This window comes from Mesorhizobium sp. P2_D6 (assembly GCF_056404315.1).
Map to the genome: position 1 here is coordinate 519953 of NZ_JBFUEG010000002.1, position 17497 is coordinate 537449.

The window sequence follows — 17497 nt, forward strand, 5'->3', positions numbered from 1 at the left end:
TGCTACGATGGGATTCTCATGTCAGTAACTTCTCAACATTGCAGAGATCTGATCTTACCGGTGGCATCGACTCGGTCCTTTTTTGCAACCTTCTTGTGCTCATGATAAATTCCGCCGATTGGGCCTCAAATCGGGGGACGTCGATGACGAGTTTCAATTCGCAAACGATTTCGAAGATTCATCACGACTTGCACCACGACTTGCCGTCTGAGCCGGCTCTGAGAGCGAAAGCTCTCGAGAGTCTCCTGGTCGAGAAGCGCTTGGTCGATCCGGAAGCGATGGACGCGTGGATCGAGATGTATAGGGAGGAGATCGGACCCAAACGCGGCGCGAGAGTTGTGGCGCGAGCGTGGAAAGATCCCGCTTTCAAAGCGCGCCTGCTCGCAAACGCTACGTCGGCGATCGACGAGTTGGGCTTCGCGGGCCACGCGACGGGTCATTTGGACGTTGTCGAGAATACCCCGGATGTTCATAACCTCGTCGTCTGCACGCTTTGTTCCTGCTATCCGTTTTCCATTCTGGGGATGTCGCCCGCATGGTACAAGTCCAACGAGTACAGAGCGCGCGCCGTACGCGATCCTAGGGGCGTCCTGAAAGAATTCGGCGTCGAACTCGAAGACACCATAGAAGTGCGCGTCTGGGACTCGACGTCAGAAAGACGATACCTCGTGCTGCCGCAACAGCCGGAGGGCACTCAGAGCCTGGACGAGGACTCTCTTGCGCGGCTGGTGACGCGCAACTCGATGATCGGAACTGAAAGGGATCTCTCGCCGTCACTGAGAGGCCGCTGATGGATGGCGTTCATGATCTCGGTGGACGAGAAGGCTTTGGCCCGATTCAACGCCTGGGCGATGGTCGACCTTTCCATGAACAGTGGGAAATACGAGCCTTCGGATTAGCGCAGGCCGCCGCTGGCGACAGCGACTGGTCGATAGACTGGTTCCGGCACTGCCGCGAGTTGATCGTTCCGGCGGACTACCTGACTCGATCCTATTTCGATCATTGGCTGCTCACCCTTGCAGCTGAAATGATCGACGTGGGCTATATCACTTTGGCGGAGCTCAAATCGGGGGCATCGACATTCACGCCGCAGCCAGGATATCCGTCCGAGACTGCGGAGGAGGCGAGAGCTTATGCGAGAAATCCACGCAGCTACGCGGTCGAAATCGATGCTCGGCCATCGTTTCCCCTAGGCGAGACCGTCCGCGGAAAGATGTCGGGGCACTCGGGACATACTCGTCTTCCCGGTTATGTGCGCGGCAGAAAGGGAAGCATCTTCGCTTGTCATGGTGCGCATGTATTCCCGGATGCGTCTGCACGGGGCGAACATAAGGCGGAGCACCTTTATACCGTCAGCTTCGCCGCATCGGAACTGTGGCCGGAAGCGAAGGACCGGCGGGATCGCGTTTTTGTCGATCTTTGGGAGAGCTACCTTGAGCGTGCCTGATCCCGGCTACGCGCCGTTGAGGAGACGAGACGACGAGCCAATCTTCGCTGAACCATGGCACGCCCAAGCAATGGCAATCGCCAATCTATTGATTGGATCGGGGACGATCTCGCACTCAACATGGACGGGAACCCTGGGCGAGGAAGTCCGCTTGGCAAGTCTTGCTGGGAGCGCCGACGACGCAGGCACGTATTACACAGCCGTGCTGTCTGCACTCGAACATATTCTAGATGCTGCAGGGAACGTGTCGTGCGCGGAGCTGGCACGCCGTCGGGACGAATGGCGGCGAGCATATTTGCACACTCCTCACGGACAGCCAGTGGAGCTTGACTGCGGCCGATTTACCCAAGCTTCAGACTAGAATCCCCTTCTGGTTCGACCGTGGAAACCGCAAGACTACACGCTTGAAGTCGGCAAGGCCGACGCGCATCCGCTGCCCCCCTTAAAGGAGACTCGATCAGGAATATTTATTAGTTCTTCGGCATTTGAGGTGGCACAAGTTGAACGTATGGCGTCGTCGGTTCCTTGTCAGAGCGAATGCGGCTCGGGGCCGGCTTCCCGTGGTTGCCGAGCGACCTAATGTATTGATAGAGCGATTGCATATCGCTCTCCTCCATCGCTCGAAGATTGTACCAAGGCATCGGTGGAGACGTTCTAATGCGCTTCAGCATCCCTACGAATCCACGCTCGGTCATTGCCGAAGCATCTATCCGAAGATTGGTCGCATAGGTCGTACCCCAAGGACCGCGCCAGCCGACCGAGCTGCCCATTAAAGCCTTTTCAGGATCAATCTTGCCTTCTGATTCCCTGTAGCCTTCGGTATGGCAATCGTGGCACCCACCAACGATTGATACCTGCAACCCTCGTTCGACAGATACTTCGCCTTGAGCGAAGGCTGCAATTGGCATCGTGCCGGCTAATAGGAAAAACAGGCTTGTGGCGCGCATCCTTTCCTCTCCATGGCTGCCGCTAAATTAGCTAGTCTCATTGATCAGCGGCATCTTGCCTTTCCGGCGGAATTTTTGCACCCGTTCCACCGTACTGGCCTCGACCGTGACACGGCCAAGCACCTGCACGATCACACGGCCCAGATCCTCATCGACAAAGACGACATCGCCCTCAAATCTCATCCTGTCGTCAACGGTTTGCCGGAGACGCTGACGGTCCGCGTGCAGACAGGGCCGGCGATCAACGGAACCGAGCTTCGCGACGCCACCGGCAAGATCACCTTCGGTCAGTTCACCAACCAGATCGAGTATCAGGACGCCGGCTCGGCGCTAAACAACGAGATGAAGAAGGAGGTGCTGGCGAAAGTCGATACCAGCGCCTTGACCGGCAAGACCATAGCCGTGGTCGGCGCCTTCAAGCTGGTCAATCCGAAGAGCTGGCTGGTCACGCCAGTGAGGCTGGACGTCAAATGAATTCGGCTTCCGGCACAGAGCCCGCTAACGGCGACGCCGTGCTTTCGGCGCGCAATGTCGTCATGTCCTATGGCGGGGTTCACGCACTCAAAGGCGTGAACTTCGACATCCATCGCGGCAAGGTCACCACACTGTTCGGGGAGAATGGCGCCGGCAAGTCGACGCTGATGAAGATCCTGTCCGGCGTGGTGACGCCGACATCCGGCGATATCGTCCTCGACGGCAATCTTGTCAGCTTTTCCTCGTCGTCGGATGCGCGCGATCGCGGCATTTCGATCATCCACCAGGAACTGAGCCTGGCGCCGAACCTGAGCGTTCGCGACAACATCTTCATGGGCCGCGAACTGCGCACCAGAACCGGCCTCGACTTCGCCGAGGAGTCGCGTCAGGCGCGCGCGCTGATGGCCGACCTCGAGGAAGACATCGATCCGATGACCCTGGTCGAGGACCTGCGCCTGGGGCAGCAGCAGATCGTCGAGATCGCGCGGGCGCTGTCGGTCGATTCACGCATCCTGATCATGGACGAACCGACCTCGGCGCTCAGCGCGACGGAGGTGGAAGTGCTGTTCAAGGTTATCCGCGATCTGACCAGCCGCGGCGTCTCCATCGTCTACATATCGCATCACCTCGAGGAGGCGCTGCAGATCACCGACTACGCCGTGGTGCTGCGCGACGGGGCGATCACGGCGACGGCCGAAGCCAAGGACATCGACCTCGAATGGATCGTCCGCAACATGGTGGGTGAGAATTTTGACCTCGGCTCGCCGCCGACCGGCCATGAATTCGGTGAGGTCGCGCTGTCGATCGAGGATGTCAGCATCACCGACGCTTCGGGTTCAGGCTATGTCGTCGATCATCTGTCGCTGGATGTCAGGGCAGGCGAGATCGTTTGCATCTATGGGCTGATGGGCGCCGGGCGAACGGAATTGCTGGAAGCCGTCGCCGGACGCGTGCCGATGGCGGGCGGGCGGGCGCTTTTGGAAGGCGAGGACGTCTCGGGGCTGACCATTGCCCAGCGCATCGCCGGAGGTTTGGTGTTGGTCCCCGAGGACCGCCAGCGCGATGGTCTGGTCCAAACCATGTCCGTCGGCCGCAATCTGTCGCTGGCCAGCATCGAGGCGTTCGCCAAGGGCCTGTTCCTGTCCCGGCCCAGGGAACGCGCACTGATCGACGATTCGATCCGCAAGGTGACCATCAAGACCGCGGGCGGCAACGCCATGATCGGATCGCTGTCGGGCGGCAACCAGCAGAAGGTCGTCATCGGCAAGATGCTGACGACAAATCCCAAGGTCATCCTTCTCGACGAGCCGAGCCGCGGCATCGATGTCGGCGCCAAGGCCGAAGTCTTCCGCTTGCTCAGCGAGCGCGCCGCGCAAGGCCTGGCGGTGGTCTTCTCGACCTCGGAGGTCAATGAGTGTCTCAGTATTGCCCACCGCATCGTGGTGATGCGGCGCGGCAAGATTTCAGCCGAATTCGGCGCGAACGCCACCAAAGAGCAGATCATGGCCGCCTCGGGCGAAGCCGTGGTCGCCTGATCACAGAATTTCGGAGCCCCGATCATGACCGATGTCAGCCAGGCCAGCAAACAGTCCAGCCCCAGTGCGGGCGGCGAAGGCTTCGACGTGGCCAAGCTGCTGCTTGAAGGCCGGGCCTTCTTTGCCCTGATCGTCATCATCGTCGTCTTCTCGATCCTGTCGCCCTACTACCTCTCGGTGGCGAACTTCCTGACCATGGCCTCGCATGTCGCCATCTTCGGGATTCTCGCCGTCGGCATGCTGCTTGTCATCCTCAACGGCGGCATCGACCTGTCGGTCGGATCGACGCTCGGCCTTGCCGGCGTCGTCGCCGGATTCTTGATGCAGGGCGTGACGCTGACCTGGCTTGGCGTGGTTCTCTACCCGCCGGTCTGGGTGGTCGCGGTGCTGGCCTGCATGCTGGGCGCCGCTGTCGGGCTTATCAACGGCGTGCTGATCGCGCGGTTCAAGGTTCCGGCCTTCGTCGCCACGCTCGGCGTCATGTACATGGCGCGCGGCCTGGCGCTGCTGATGACCAGCGGCCTGACCTATAACAATCTAGGCGGCAAGCCGGAGCTGGGCAATACCGGCTTCGACGCGCTCGGCTTCAACCGTCTGTTCGGCGTGCCGACCGGCGTCGTGGTTCTGGCGGTCATCGCGCTGATCGGCAGCATCGTCTTGAACCGCACCGCTTTTGGCCGCTGGCTCTACGCCTCGGGCGGCAATGAGCGCGCCGCCGAACTCTCCGGCGTTCCGGTCAAGGGCGTGCAGATTTCCGTCTATGTGCTTTCGGGCATCTGCGCCGCCATTGCCGGCCTGATCCTGTCCTCGCAGCTGACCTCGGCCGGACCGACCGCGGGCACCACTTACGAATTGACAGCCATCGCTGCCGTCGTCATCGGCGGCGCGGCGCTGACCGGCGGGCGCGGCAACATCCGCGGCACTTTGCTCGGGGCCTTCGTCATCGGCTTCCTGTCCGACGGTCTGGTGATCATCGGTATCTCATCCTACTGGCAGACAGTGTTCACCGGCGCCGTCATCGTGCTCGCCGTGCTCCTCAATGCCGTTCAGTATCGCCGCCGTAGCAAGCTCCCGGCTTCGACGGGCGGCCAACCGACTTCTCAGAAACGGGGGAAGGCCGAAGCTGCCAATCCTGCCCAAGGGAAGACTGCCAGGTGACTGGCAGCAACGCCGCGTAAATCATTGGAGGAATGTACATGAAAATCGTGCTTAGAAGTTTGCTTGCTGCCGCGATGGTGGTCGGGTTTAGCGCAGCCGCATCGGCCGCCGGCCTGATCTCGATCATCGTCAACGATCCGGCCAACCCGTACTGGCTGACCGAGGGCAACGTCGCCAAGGCCGAGGCCGAAAAGCTCGGCTATACGGCCAATGTCGCTGCCCACAAGGGCGACACCAACACGGAAAGCAATCTGATCGACACCGCCATCACCAACAAGTCGGTGGCGATCATCCTCGACCCGGCCAATGCCGATGGTTCGGTCGGCGCGGTGAAGAAGGCGATTGCCGCCAACATCCCGGTTTTCCTCGTCAATGCCGAGATCAACCAGGAAGGCCTCGCCAAGGGACAGCTCGTCTCCAACAATGCGCAGGGTGCGGCTCTCGGTGCCCAGCAGTGGGTGCAGGCGGTCGGTGAAAAGGGCAAATATGTCGAACTGCTCGGCGCCCCGTCGGACAACAACGCCGCGACGCGCTCGAACGGCTACGCGACCGTGCTGAGCCAGTACCCGGATCTCGAAAAGGCTGCTTCGCAGGTTGCCAACTGGGATCGTACCCAGGGTCACGACAAGATGCAGAGCATGCTGCAGGCCAATCCCGACATCGTCGCCGTGATCAGCGGCAATGACGAAATGGCGCTTGGTGCGGTTGCCGCGCTGAAGGAAGCCGGCAAGCTGGCTGGCATCAAGGTCGGCGGCTTCGATGGCTCGCCGGATGCGGTTGCGGCCATCAAGTCGGGCGAACTGCAGTACACCGTGCTTCAGCCAGTCGCCATCTTCTCGGCCAAGGCCGTGCAGCAGGCCGACTCGTTCATCAAGTCGGGCGCTACCGGTGCTACCAGCGAGAAGCAGCTGTTCGATTGCCTTCTCATCACCAAGGACAATGTGGACAAGTACACTGCACCCTTCGTGCTGTCGGAGTAAAACCTGCACAGGGGGTGTCCTTGCGGACACTCCCTGCCTCTTCTACGGCTTCCAGACAACAAAGACTGCTCCTTGTGAATTGCCTTCATAACCATCCGGAACTTGCCGCATGAAAGACCTGCTGATCGGGATCGACGCGGGAACGTCCGTGATCAAATCGGTCGCTTTCGATCTTTCGGGGCGGCAGTTGGCGATGGCGTCGGTGACCAACAGGTTCGTCACGCTGGAAGGTGGCGGCGCCGAGCAGGACCTGGATCAGACCTGGCGCGACATGGTGCTGACCGTTTGCGATCTGGCGACGAAAATTCCCGATCTCGCGCGGCGAACCGCAGCTGTCGCGATCACCGGGCAGGGCGACGGCACCTGGCTGATCGATGGTGACGGCATGCCGGTCGGGCGCGCCTGGCTCTGGCTCGACGCCCGCGCCGGACATCTGGTGGACGAGATGCGTGGCGATGCCCGCGACCGCATACGGTTCGAGATCACCGGTACAGGTCTCAACGCCTGCCAGCAGGGTGCTCAGCTCAGCTGGCTGAAGAGGAACAGCCCGGAAGTCCTTGAGAAGGCGACCTCTGCCTTTCATTGCAAGGACTGGCTTTATTTCAAGATGACCGGCGAGCGCGCCACCGATCCCTCGGAAGGCACTTTCACCTTCGGCGATTTCCGCTCGCGTAGCTATTCCGACGAGGTGCTCGACATTCTCGATCTGACGACGCACCGCCGCCTGTTGCCGCCCATGCTCGAGGGCACCACCGACCATCATCCGCTTTCTACGTCGGCAGCCGGAGAGACCGGGCTGCTTGAGGGCACGCCGGTGGTGCTGGGCTACGTCGACATGGTCAGCACCGCGCTTGGCGCCGGCCTCTACGATCCGAGCGGCAATGTCGGCTGCACGGTCATCGGCTCGACCGGCATCCACACGCGCCTGGCGCGCACTGCCGACGATGTCGTGCTCAACGACAACGCATCCGGCTACACGATCGCCATGCCGGTTCCGGGCGCCTATGCGCAACTGCAATCCAATATGGCGGCGACGCTCAACATCGACTGGCTGCTTGGCCTGGCGCGCGACGTGCTGACCGCCAGTGGCGTAAAACCTTCGCGCGACGAGCTGCTGAAAGCGCTCGATGCCTGGGTCGAAGGATCGGAGCCGGGATCGCTGGTCTACCAGCCCTATATATCGCTCGCCGGCGAACGCGGCCCGTTCGTCGATCCAGACGCACGCGCAGGCTTCATCGGCCTTTCGGTCAAGCACAGCTTTGGCGATCTGGCGCGCGCCGTTCTTGAGGGGTTGGCCTTCGCCGCACGCGATTGTTACCAGGCGATGGGCCGCATGCCCCGCGAAATCCGCCTGTCGGGCGGTGCGGCGCGCAGCCCGTCACTGCGCCGCATCATCGCCGCTGCGACCCGTGCGCAAGTCAGAACCAGCAGCCGCCAGGAGGCAGGTGCTGCGGGTGCGGCGATGATGGCCGCGGTCGGGCTCGGCGTCTATCGCTCCATGGATGATTGTTGCGCCGAATGGGTGACGCCGCTTCTGGGTGAGTGCGATGCCTATGACGAGGCGCTTTCCCACACTTACGATGCGCTGTTTCCATCCTTCGTCGCGGCGCGCCAGGCGCTGCGGCCGGTGTGGAAGGGCATGGCGCACCGCACAGGAGCAAAGTCTTGAGCGATACGTCTGATGTAGTCGATCTCTTCGTCATCGGCGGCGGCGTCAACGGCGCCGGCATAACGCGCGATGCGGCCGGTCGTGGGCTTTCGGTCATCCTGTGCGAGAAGGATGATCTGGCGCAAGGCACCAGTTCGCGCTCCGGCAAGCTGGTGCATGGCGGCCTGCGCTATCTCGAATATTACGAGTTTCGGCTGGTGCGCGAAGCGCTGATCGAGCGCGAGGTGCTGCTGGAGGCGGCGCCGCACATCATCTGGCCGATGCGCTTCGTTCTGCCGCACAGTCCCGAGGATCGGCCGGCCTGGCTGGTGCGACTCGGGCTGTTTCTCTACGACCATCTTGGCGGCCGCAAGCGGCTGCCGGGGACGCGGACGCTGAACCTGAGGACCGCGCCGGAAGGGGCGCCGATCAAGGACGAATTCAAGCGCGGCTTTGAATATTCCGACTGCTGGGTCGATGATGCGCGGCTGGTGCTGCTCAATGTGCTCGACGCCAGTCAGCGCGGTGCAAAAGTCTTCACGCGCACCGCCTGTATTGCTGCCCGGCGCGAAGGCGGCCTGTGGTCGATCGACATGCAGGATGGCCGCACCGGTGCTGTCACTAAGATCCGCGCGCGCGGGCTGGTCAACGCGGCGGGGCCGTGGGTCAACGATATCGTCAGCCGCGTTGCCGGGCAGAATTCCACCCGCAACGTTCGCCTGGTGAAAGGCAGCCATATCGTCGTGCCGAAATTCTGGGAGGGACGGCAGGCCTATCTCATCCAGAACAACGACAAGCGGGTGATCTTCGTCAACCCGTATGAGAACGATCTGGCGCTGATCGGCACCACCGACATTCCCTATGAAGGCAGGCCCGAGGAAGTGGCGGCCGAGGCCAGCGAAATCGACTACTTGATCAAGGTGGTCAATCGCTACTTCAAACGCCAGCTGACAGCGCAGGACGTGGTCTACAGTTTCTCAGGCGTGCGTCCGCTCTATGACGACAATGCCGACAATCCGAGCGCGGTGACGCGCGACTACATCTTCGAGCTGGACGCCCCAAACGGTGGTGCACCGCTGCTTTCGGTGTTCGGCGGCAAGATCACCACCTTCCGCAAGCTTTCCGAACATGCGCTGGAAAGGATCCAACCGTTCTTTCCGACGATGAAGAAGGCCTGGACGGCCAAAATTCCCTTGCCGGGAGGCGACCTGCCCAACGCGGATTTCGAGCAATTCCTGAGCGATCTGCACGCCGAGTTTTCCTGGCTCAGCCCGTCATTGGTGAAGCATTATGCCCGAAGCTACGGCACGCGCACGCGCGCTCTGCTGAAAGGCGTCAAGAATGAAGCCGATCTCGGCCGCCGTTTCGGCCCGGATTTCTACGAGCGGGAAGCGGTTTTCCTGTTCGACACCGAATGGGCTATGACCGCCGCCGACGTCCTCGAACGCCGGACCAAACACGGGCTGCATATCGATGCGGCCGAGCGCCAAACGTTCGAAGACTGGTGCGCTAACAGCATGGCGGCGGCAAACTGATGGCCTTCACGCTCTCCCTCAATACCAACCCGCTGGTGAATCGCTTCGCCGATCCGGACGATCTGATCGACGCCATCGCCTATGGCATCGGCATCCGCGACGTGCAGCTGACGCATGAATTCGTCAACCCGGGCTGGCCGGCGGCAACGATTGCCAAATTCCTGCGCCTGTTCAACAGCGCCCTGGCGCGGACCGGCGTGCGTATCACCTCGGGCATGACCGGACCCTATGGCCGACTTAATCATTTCGGTCATCCAGATGCGGATGTGCGCCGCTACTATGTCGACTGGTTCAAGACCTTTGCCGACATTTCCGCCGAGCTTGGCGCGTCGGGCATGGGCACACAGTTCGCCATATTCACCTACAAGGACTTTGACGATCCGCAGCGACGCGCGGCCCTTCTCGACATCGCGCTCGAATGCTGGGGCGAGGTGGCCGAGCACGCCAAGGCGGCGGGCCTGAGCTATTTGTTCTGGGAGCCGATGTCGGTGGGGCGCGAGTTTGGCCATACGATCGAAAGCTGCGTCGAATTGCAGGGCGCCATCGATGCGGCCAAGCTGCCGATCCCGATGCAGATGATGGTCGACATCGACCATGGCGACGTGACCTCGCCCAACCCTGACGACACCGATCCCTATGCCTGGGCGAAAGCCTTTCCATTGCAATCGCCGATCATCCACATCAAGCAGTCGTCGATGAACAAGGGCGGACACTGGCCGTTCACGGCGGCGTACAACAAGGATGGCCGCATCATTCCGCAGAAGCTGCTCGACACGGTGCGAGCGGGTGGCGGAACCGACAATGAGATTTGCCTTGAACTTTCCTTTCGGGAGAGGGAACCGGTCGATCATCAGGTTGTTGCAATGATCCGCGAGTCGGTGGATTTCTGGGCGCCTTACGTCGACAGCGGCCGCGACAGTCTCAAGCCTCGCGCTTGAGGTAAAACGCCGGCTCGAAAGCTGGCGCCGATGCTGGCCGAGAAAACACGTGTCGTCCGAATTTCGGATCGAAGGAGAAAAGAATGACCCCATATTGGGTCGGCACCAGCTGGAAGATGAACAAGACGGTGGCGGAGGCGTTGCAATTCGCCGAGGCATTGGCGGCCTTCGTGCCCGGCTTCGATCCGGCGATACAGCCTTTCGTCATTCCGCCGTTCACCGCCGTGCGGCAGGTGAAGACGGCGCTCGCCAACACACGCGTCAAGGTTGGCGCGCAGAACATGCACTGGGCCGATGCCGGTGCGTGGACGGGCGAGATTTCGCCGGTGATGCTCAGGGATTGCGGACTCGACCTGATCGAACTCGGCCATAGTGAGCGCCGCGAGCATTTTGGCGAGACGGACAAAACCGTGGGACTGAAAACGGCGGCGGCGGTCAGGAACGGTTTCGTGCCGCTGATCTGCGTCGGCGAGACGCTGGCGGAGCGCGAGGGCGGCCGCGCCGATGACATCCTGACCGCGCAGGTTCTGGGCGCGCTGCAAGGCCTCGCGGACCATGAATTGTCGGCGGAAATCCTGTTTGCCTATGAGCCGGTGTGGGCGATCGGCGAGAAGGGCATCCCGGCCAGCGCCGACTATGCCGACAAGCAGCAGGCGCTGATCAAACAGGTCGCCGCCAGCCGATTGCCGCAGACCCCGCTTGTGCTCTACGGCGGCAGCGTCAACCCCGGCAACGCGGCCGAACTGATCGGCCAGCCGCATATCGACGGGCTGTTCATCGGCCGCTCGGCATGGCAAGCGGAAGGCTATATCGACATTCTTAAAAAGACGTCGGCCGCCATCGCGCGCTGACCACGAAGCAAAGGAGTTATCGCCATGAAGATCGCACTTGGGGCCGACAGCGCCGGCAAGCCGTTGCTCGATGTCATCGCCAAGCATCTCGCCACCAAGCCCGAGTTGCAGGTCGTCGATCTCAGCCAGGCCGGCTACTACGCCGATATCGCCGCCGCAGTTGGCCACGAAATTATCGACGGCAATTACGACCGCGCCATCCTGTTTTGCGGCACCGGCATCGGCGTCAGCATCTCGGCCAACAAGGTGCCGGGCATTCGCGCTGCGCTCACCCACGACACCTATTCGGCGGAGCGCGCCGCAAAATCCAACAATGCTCAGATCATCACCATGGGCGCCCGCGTCATCGGCCCCGAACTGGCGAAGTCGATCGCCGATGCGTGGCTGGCCTCGGAGTTCGATCCGAACGGCCCCTCTGCCGGGAACGTGAATGCCATCGACAAGCTCGACGCCAAGCGCTGAAGACGGGTCTTTCCGGATAGAGTCAAGTTGAGCCTCTATCCTGTTGTTTGAAAATGACCTTTCCCGGAAGGGATATGGTCTAGCTCGTCAGGGCGGCCCGCATCGCCTCGATCACCGTTACGGCGGACGCAGCGCCTGGATCCATATGGCCAAGCGAGCGTTCGCCAAGGCGGGAGGCCCGACCCTTGGTGGCGATCATCGCCTTGGTCGCTTCCGCGCCGGCCCTTGCGGCCTCGACCGCAGCCGCAAGACTGCCAGCCAGACCCTTGCCGGCGGCCAGCGCCTCGCCCGCCGCTGTCGCGGCGGGCGCCCAGGCATCCATCATCGTCTTTTCGCCTGTTTCAGCCTTGCCGCGATCCTGTATGCCTTTGGCCATCGCCTGGAACACGGCAACGGTGTCGGCTTCGTCGAGCGTCGTCTTGCCCTTCACGGCTGCAGCGCCGCGCATGAGCGCGGTGGCGTAGAGCGGACCCGAGGATGCGCCGACGGCGTTGAGGAACGACTTCGCTGCCGTGTTCAGCAAGGCGGTCGGATCGGTGGTGGCGGCGTCCAGTGCGGCCACCGCATCGCGTGCCGCGGAGAAGCCAAGCTCCATCGCAATGCCGTGGTCAGCATCGCCGATCACGCCGTCAAGCGCGCACAGACGGTCCCTGTCGGCTGACATGGCATCGGCGATGGCCGCGAACATCCCGGCGAGGCGGGCGCTGTCAATTGTCGTCATCTCTTGTTCCTTGCCTTTGGCCAAGTTTACCCGGCGCGAAACATGGCGCAGTCGCAAGGGTGGTCCAGCATCGTCTGCAACTCGCCGTCAAGCTGATGCAAGGTGATCGAGGCGCCGGCCATCTCCAGCGAGGTGCAGTAATTGCCGACCCAGGTTGCGTGGACGCCGACGCCGATGTCGGCCAGCCTTTGCGACAGCCGCCGGTTCATGATGTAGAGTTCCATCAGCGGTGTCGAGCCGAGCGAATTGACGAGAATGGCGACGCGGTCGCCGCGCGACGGCGCCATTTCCTGCAAAATATGGTTGAGCATCTCGTCGGTGACCTCGTCGGCGCTTTTCAACGGCCCCCGCGCGACGCCGGGCTCGCCATGGATGCCCATGCCGATCTCCATCTCGTCGTCGCCGATCTCGAAATTCGGCCGCCTTGTTTGCGGCAGCGAGCAAGGCGAAAGCGCGACACCCATGGTGAAGGTGTGATCGTTGGCCTTCGTGGCGATGCGCTCGCACTCGTCGAAGGACAGCATACGGTCGCAAGCGGCACCGGCCGCCTTGAAGATGAAGAAATTGCCGGCGACGCCACGACGCTTGTGCCTTTCGCCGCGCGGCGCGGAAGCGACGTCGTCGGTGCTCAGCACCGTGCGCACTTCGATGTCGTCCATCGCTGCCATCTCGGCCGCCAGGTCAAAATTCATGACGTCGCCGGCATAGTTGCCATACATGAACAGAACCCCGGCGCCGCCGCTCACCGCCTTGGCGCATTCGAGGATAGGATCGGGAGGAGGGGAGGCAAAGACGTTGCCGATCGCCGCCGCATCGGCCAGCCCTTTGCCGACAAAGCCGAGAAAGCTCGGTTCGTGGCCCGAGCCGCCGCCGATGACGAGGCCGACCTTTCCTTGGCGCGGTCCGTCACGGGCGATGATGGAGCGTGGGCTCCCGTCCGCGCTCTTGAGATGGCGGGGATGCGCGGCGAGAATGCCTTCCAGCATCTCGTCGACGGCGCGGTTGCCGTCGTTGATGATCTTCTTGGTCTGCACCGGCATCCTCCCGATCTCGGTATCTCGCAAATACTACCGGGTGTTATCGTGATTTCCACCCGGCAGGAAAAGTTTCATGCGGCAAGTTTTTCACGCGACGCCTGCACGCAAGCCTTGGCTGTTTCTTTCGCCTTGACGTGGTGGGGCAGCTTGCCGCTACAGCGGTTCATCGTTTCGACGCCGAACCGCTATATCTCTTTCTTTGACGCAATTCCCAAGGGAAAGCGCTATGCGCTTTTCCCGGGAAAACCGTTTCACACTTTTCCTGGAATTGCTCTAACCACCAACGCCGTCGCGGATGGCTGAGAAATAGCGGTCGGTTCCGACCTGCCCACCCTTCAGCGCCACTTCCAGCCCGTCGATAGCCTTGACGCGCGAATGGGCGACGCACAGCGGGGAGCCGGGCGATGCCGGCAGCGGCATCCTGACCGCCAGCGCATCGACGCGCATCTGTCCGAGCGCATGGCTCGACGTGTCGCCGCCTGCGATGATCACGCGCCGCAGTTCCTGCTCCTCGGTCAGTTGCCGCAGCAGCGTACCGAGGCTGCGGCCGAGCTTGTGACGAGCGCCTTCCCGGCGGTCGATCTCGACGCCGCGATCGGCCGTGGGTCCGAGCGCGGTGTAGAGGATAACGCTGCGCCCGGCTTCCAGGCTGGCGCGACCGGCTGCCGCTGCGCGTGCGATCGCATCGCCGGAAGCTTCGGAGACAAGTTCGACGGGATCAACCTCGATGCCGTCGAAGCCGTCGGTCAAAGCGTGCCGGATCTGTCGTTCGGTCGTCGGCGAACAACTGCCCGACACAACCGCGATCCGGTCGGCAGCACCCGGCGGCGAAAATTTTGGTTCAGCAGTGACTGTCCCGTTCGATGCCCATTCGGCCAGCAGCGCATATTCGATCCCGGACGAGCCGACGACGAAAGAACCGCCCGGCTTGCGGACGCGCCATATCTCCTTGCCCGCAAGCACCTGCGTCTCCCGGCTATCGACATCGACAAGCACGATATCGGTGCCGTCGGCGAACAAGCGATCGAAGGTTTCCGAGCGCGACGCCGACTGCAGTGTCGCGAGGTCGATCAGCCCCGACGTCAGTTCCGTTTGCCGCGACAGATGGATCAGCATGTCGGATTCATCCATCGGTGTCGTCGGGTGGCGGCTCATCACCGGATGGCGGTCGATGCGGAAATACTTTTCACGGTAGGCCGCGAACAGATGGCCAAAGGCGGTGTAACGCTTGAGCTGAGGCGCCCCGACCAGCAGTGGCACGCTGCCCTGCGCGAAGACCGAACGGCCGATCTCGATCGCCCTGCCGATGCTGCCGATCGTCGGGCTGGAATCGAAGGTCGAGCAGACCTTGTAGTGGCAGATCGCGGCGTTCAGCGTCATCAGCCAGGTGAAGGCGTCCTTGAGATACGTGTCCATCCATTGCGGTGTCTCGCTGCGGCTGGTGCCGGCCAGGCCAATGGCTCGGCAATGTGCGAACTGCGCAAGCATGGCCGCGTCCGGTTGGCGCATGAACAGCACGGTCGGCACGCCGCCGAGTTCGAGCGCCTCCATGACGTCGGTCGAACCGGTGAGATCGTCGCCATAATAGCTGAGCAGCAGGTCTTGCATCGCTTCAGGCTGCCTTGCCGTCGCCGAATTTTTCGATCGACCGCGTCAGCTCAGGATGGCCCAAGGCGAACTCCGCCAGCGGAATGCCGTCGACCGCAGCTTGCCAGGCCTGCTGCACGGCGCGCACGCCGGCGCCCGGCCCGTCCGGATGGCTGACGATGCCCCCGCCGCACAGATAGAGCAGGTCGACCGTGCGGCCGGTTCGTGCATAGGTCTCGGGCGCCTGCCCGCCCCACTGGCCGGAGCCGGCCACTGGCAGCGCGCAGTCCTCAGGCAAAAAGATCGGTGTCGTCACCGCCTTGAAGGATTCGACGAAGGACGCGTCCGGCTCCCAGTATTTCGATTGGATGCCGTTGATCTGGAACTGGTCGACGCCGAGCAGCCGCCAGAATTGCTGCCAGACCTTGAAGTCCATGCCGAGGCCGGGATGGCGGGTGAGGATATCCCAGCCGTTGCGATGGGCGTGCAGCACCAGGCTAGAGCGCTTCCTGAGAAAGGCCATGCCGCCGAAGCCGATGGAATTGATGTTGACCACCGCGCAATTGCCACCGGCCTTGGCGACAAAGTCGTGGTTGCGCATCATCTCGTCCGGATCGGCATGCGAAATGCCGAAGGCATACATCACCTTCTTGCCGGTCTTCTGCTCGTGGTCGAGGATGAGCGGCATGATCGCCTTCACCCGCTCCGCCAAGGGCGAATAGGCCGGGCTCATCAGCTTCTCGTCGTCTTTGATGAAATCGACGCCGGCGGCGATCAGTTCGCCCACCATTGCGGCCGTCTCATGAGGTCGCAGCCCCAGCGCCGGCTTGACGATGGTGCCGATGATCGGCCGATCCGTGACGCCGGTCAGCCGGCGGCTGCCGGCGACGCCGAATTGCGGTCCTGGATGCGCGCCGCGGAACTGCTCCGGCAGTTTCATGTCGACGACGCGAATGCCGGACAGACCCTTGATCGAATAGGCGCCGCCAATGGCAATGGTCATCAGCGCCGATAGGTCGGTGCCGATGGCATCGAACGGAAAGGCGATATCGACATCCGCACGCTTGAAAGGCCCGTCACCAGCCTCAGGAATGGAGGGCCGAAGGGCGTCGGGCAAATGCCGTATCGCCAGGACGCGCGCCGCCACCCGGGCCTTGAGCTCCTCCGTCTCGCCGGGCAGCGCAACGAAGGTTCCGGTCGACTGGTCGCTGGCGATCTTGGCTGCCAGCGCGTCGATGCTGCCTGATGTCTCGATGCGGTAGGTGAGCGTGATCATGGTTCGTTGTCTGAGGCCGCAGGAGGTTCGAAAAGAGTTCCTTGATCGTCGAAATCTGGTATAATGAGTACATAAGCTTTGCAAGCGATATCCTGCTCGCAGGATATGGGCTGATTGGCTGGCAGGCATTCTGGAAATCGTGGCGGCAGTGCTAGATAGACACCGTTCAAGGGAGTGATTCGCGACGATGAACCGTTCGGAGCCGATCGTCCGGCGCAAACTTTCCGACGAAGTGTTTTTGCGGCTGAAGCGCCTGATCACCAGCGGAGAATTGACGCCCGGCGACGACATGCCGTCGGAGCGCGAGCTGATGGAGCGCTTCGAGGTCGGCCGGCCCGCCATCCGCGAGGCCATGCAGGCGCTGAGCAATATGGGCCTGGTCGCGATCTCGCATGGCGAGCGCGCCAAGGTGCTGCAGTTGACCGCCAAGTCGATCATCAAACAGGTCGATGGCGCGGCCAAGATCATCCTGTCGTCGTCGAAGGACACGCTGGAACACCTGAAAACCGCGCGCATCTTCTTCGAGCGCGGCATGGTCAGGGAAGCCGCCGAAAACGCAACCGCCGAGGACGTTGAGCGACTGCGGGCCACAATTGCCGAACAGCGCGGCTTTCGCGGCGATTCCGAAGCCTTCATCTCCGCCGACATGAAGTTTCACACCCAGATCGCGGCGATTTCAGGCAACCCGATCTATGTCGCCGTCAGCGAGGCGATGCTCGGTTGGCTGAAGGAATATCATACGGAAATGCTGATCTGGACCGGCAAGGAAAAGTTCACGCTGACCGAGCACGAAGAGATCATCGACCGCATCGAGAAGAAGGATGCCGACGGCGCCGAGAAGGCGATGATCAAGCATCTCGAGCGCTCCCGCGCGCTCTATGTGATGAATTCCGAAAAATAG

At 62.1% G+C, this 17497-nt stretch carries 18 protein-coding genes and 1 pseudogene; 14 read left to right on the top strand and 5 right to left on the bottom strand.

Annotation, left to right across the window (positions count from 1 at the left end):
* Positions 1-143 precede the first annotated feature (143 nt).
* From nthA to AC1D1L_RS05670, 3 genes are read left to right on the top strand one after another with little or no spacing between them, the layout of a single operon-like run.
* Positions 144-791 carry a nitrile hydratase subunit alpha gene (nthA, locus tag AC1D1L_RS05660; RefSeq protein WP_477339510.1) on the top strand — a complete coding sequence of 216 codons (648 nt, stop codon included), beginning with the start codon at positions 144-146 and terminating at the stop codon, positions 789-791.
* Positions 791-1447 (top strand): nitrile hydratase subunit beta, encoded by a 657-nt coding sequence (gene nthB, locus AC1D1L_RS05665; RefSeq protein ID WP_477339512.1) that lies wholly within the window; start codon positions 791-793, stop codon positions 1445-1447. The genes nthA and nthB overlap by 1 nt, the downstream gene beginning before the upstream one ends.
* Positions 1440-1808 (top strand): hypothetical protein, encoded by a 369-nt coding sequence (locus AC1D1L_RS05670; protein ID WP_477339773.1) that lies wholly within the window; start codon positions 1440-1442, stop codon positions 1806-1808. The genes nthB and AC1D1L_RS05670 overlap by 8 nt, the downstream gene beginning before the upstream one ends.
* 109 nt (positions 1809-1917) lie before the next feature.
* Here AC1D1L_RS05670 and AC1D1L_RS05675 read toward each other — a convergent pair whose 3' ends face one another.
* The gene (locus tag AC1D1L_RS05675) at positions 1918-2394 is read right to left on the bottom strand and encodes a hypothetical protein (RefSeq protein WP_477339514.1); all 477 of its coding nucleotides are present in this window, start codon (positions 2392-2394) and stop codon (positions 1918-1920) included.
* 189 nt (positions 2395-2583) lie between these two features.
* On the opposite strand from AC1D1L_RS05675, the pseudogene AC1D1L_RS05680 reads away from it, so the two are divergent.
* The 9 genes and pseudogenes from AC1D1L_RS05680 to derI all read left to right on the top strand — a co-directional run.
* Positions 2584-2868 (top strand): annotated as a pseudogene (locus tag AC1D1L_RS05680) (DUF2291 family protein); the annotation flags it as partial.
* Positions 2865-4403: a sugar ABC transporter ATP-binding protein gene (locus AC1D1L_RS05685; protein WP_477339516.1), complete on the top strand. Its 1539-nt coding sequence runs from the start codon at positions 2865-2867 to the stop codon at positions 4401-4403. The pseudogene AC1D1L_RS05680 and the gene AC1D1L_RS05685, both read left to right, overlap by 4 nt.
* Positions 4404-4427: 24 nt before the next feature.
* On the top strand, positions 4428-5561 hold the full coding sequence (locus tag AC1D1L_RS05690; RefSeq protein WP_477339518.1) for an ABC transporter permease: 1134 nt from the start codon (positions 4428-4430) through the stop codon (positions 5559-5561).
* 38 nt (positions 5562-5599) lie between these two features.
* Positions 5600-6541, top strand: coding sequence for a substrate-binding domain-containing protein (locus AC1D1L_RS05695; RefSeq protein WP_477339520.1), 942 nt, complete (start codon positions 5600-5602; stop codon positions 6539-6541).
* A 109-nt stretch (positions 6542-6650) separates the two neighbouring features.
* Positions 6651-8210, top strand: a complete 1560-nt coding sequence (locus AC1D1L_RS05700; RefSeq protein ID WP_477339522.1) for an FGGY family carbohydrate kinase — start codon at positions 6651-6653, stop codon at positions 8208-8210.
* On the top strand, positions 8207-9724 hold the full coding sequence (locus AC1D1L_RS05705) for a glycerol-3-phosphate dehydrogenase (protein WP_477339524.1): 1518 nt from the start codon (positions 8207-8209) through the stop codon (positions 9722-9724). The genes AC1D1L_RS05700 and AC1D1L_RS05705 overlap by 4 nt, the downstream gene beginning before the upstream one ends.
* Positions 9724-10662 (top strand): sugar phosphate isomerase/epimerase family protein, encoded by a 939-nt coding sequence (locus AC1D1L_RS05710; protein ID WP_477339526.1) that lies wholly within the window; start codon positions 9724-9726, stop codon positions 10660-10662. Before AC1D1L_RS05705 ends, AC1D1L_RS05710 begins: the two co-directional genes overlap by 1 nt.
* Positions 10663-10745: 83 nt before the next feature.
* The gene (locus AC1D1L_RS05715; protein WP_477339528.1) at positions 10746-11513 is read left to right on the top strand and encodes a triose-phosphate isomerase; all 768 of its coding nucleotides are present in this window, start codon (positions 10746-10748) and stop codon (positions 11511-11513) included.
* A gap of 24 nt (positions 11514-11537) precedes the next feature.
* A complete protein-coding gene (gene derI, locus AC1D1L_RS05720; protein ID WP_477339530.1) occupies positions 11538-11975 on the top strand; it encodes a D-erythrulose-4-phosphate isomerase in 438 nt (145 codons plus the stop codon).
* A 79-nt stretch (positions 11976-12054) separates the two neighbouring features.
* Here derI and dhaL read toward each other — a convergent pair whose 3' ends face one another.
* Complete coding sequence (gene dhaL, locus AC1D1L_RS05725; RefSeq protein ID WP_477339532.1) at positions 12055-12696, bottom strand: dihydroxyacetone kinase subunit DhaL; 642 nt, start codon at positions 12694-12696, stop codon at positions 12055-12057.
* Positions 12697-12722: 26 nt separating this feature from the next.
* Positions 12723-13730: a dihydroxyacetone kinase subunit DhaK gene (locus AC1D1L_RS05730; RefSeq protein ID WP_477339533.1), complete on the bottom strand. Its 1008-nt coding sequence runs from the start codon at positions 13728-13730 to the stop codon at positions 12723-12725.
* A gap of 48 nt (positions 13731-13778) precedes the next feature.
* Here AC1D1L_RS05730 and AC1D1L_RS05735 point away from each other — a divergent pair, with 48 nt between their 5' ends.
* Positions 13779-14036, top strand: a complete 258-nt coding sequence (locus tag AC1D1L_RS05735; RefSeq protein WP_477339535.1) for a hypothetical protein — start codon at positions 13779-13781, stop codon at positions 14034-14036.
* Here AC1D1L_RS05735 and AC1D1L_RS05740 read toward each other — a convergent pair.
* On the bottom strand, positions 14007-15341 hold the full coding sequence (locus AC1D1L_RS05740; protein WP_477339537.1) for a four-carbon acid sugar kinase family protein: 1335 nt from the start codon (positions 15339-15341) through the stop codon (positions 14007-14009). The genes AC1D1L_RS05735 and AC1D1L_RS05740 overlap by 30 nt on opposite strands.
* A gap of 4 nt (positions 15342-15345) precedes the next feature.
* A complete protein-coding gene (gene oiaX, locus AC1D1L_RS05745) occupies positions 15346-16596 on the bottom strand; it encodes a 3-oxo-isoapionate-4-phosphate decarboxylase OiaX (RefSeq protein WP_477339539.1) in 1251 nt (416 codons plus the stop codon).
* Between the two features lie 187 nt (positions 16597-16783).
* Between oiaX and AC1D1L_RS05750 the strand changes: the two genes are divergently transcribed.
* Entirely contained in the window at positions 16784-17497 is a 714-nt protein-coding gene (locus AC1D1L_RS05750; RefSeq protein WP_142866853.1) for a transcriptional regulator NanR, read from the top strand.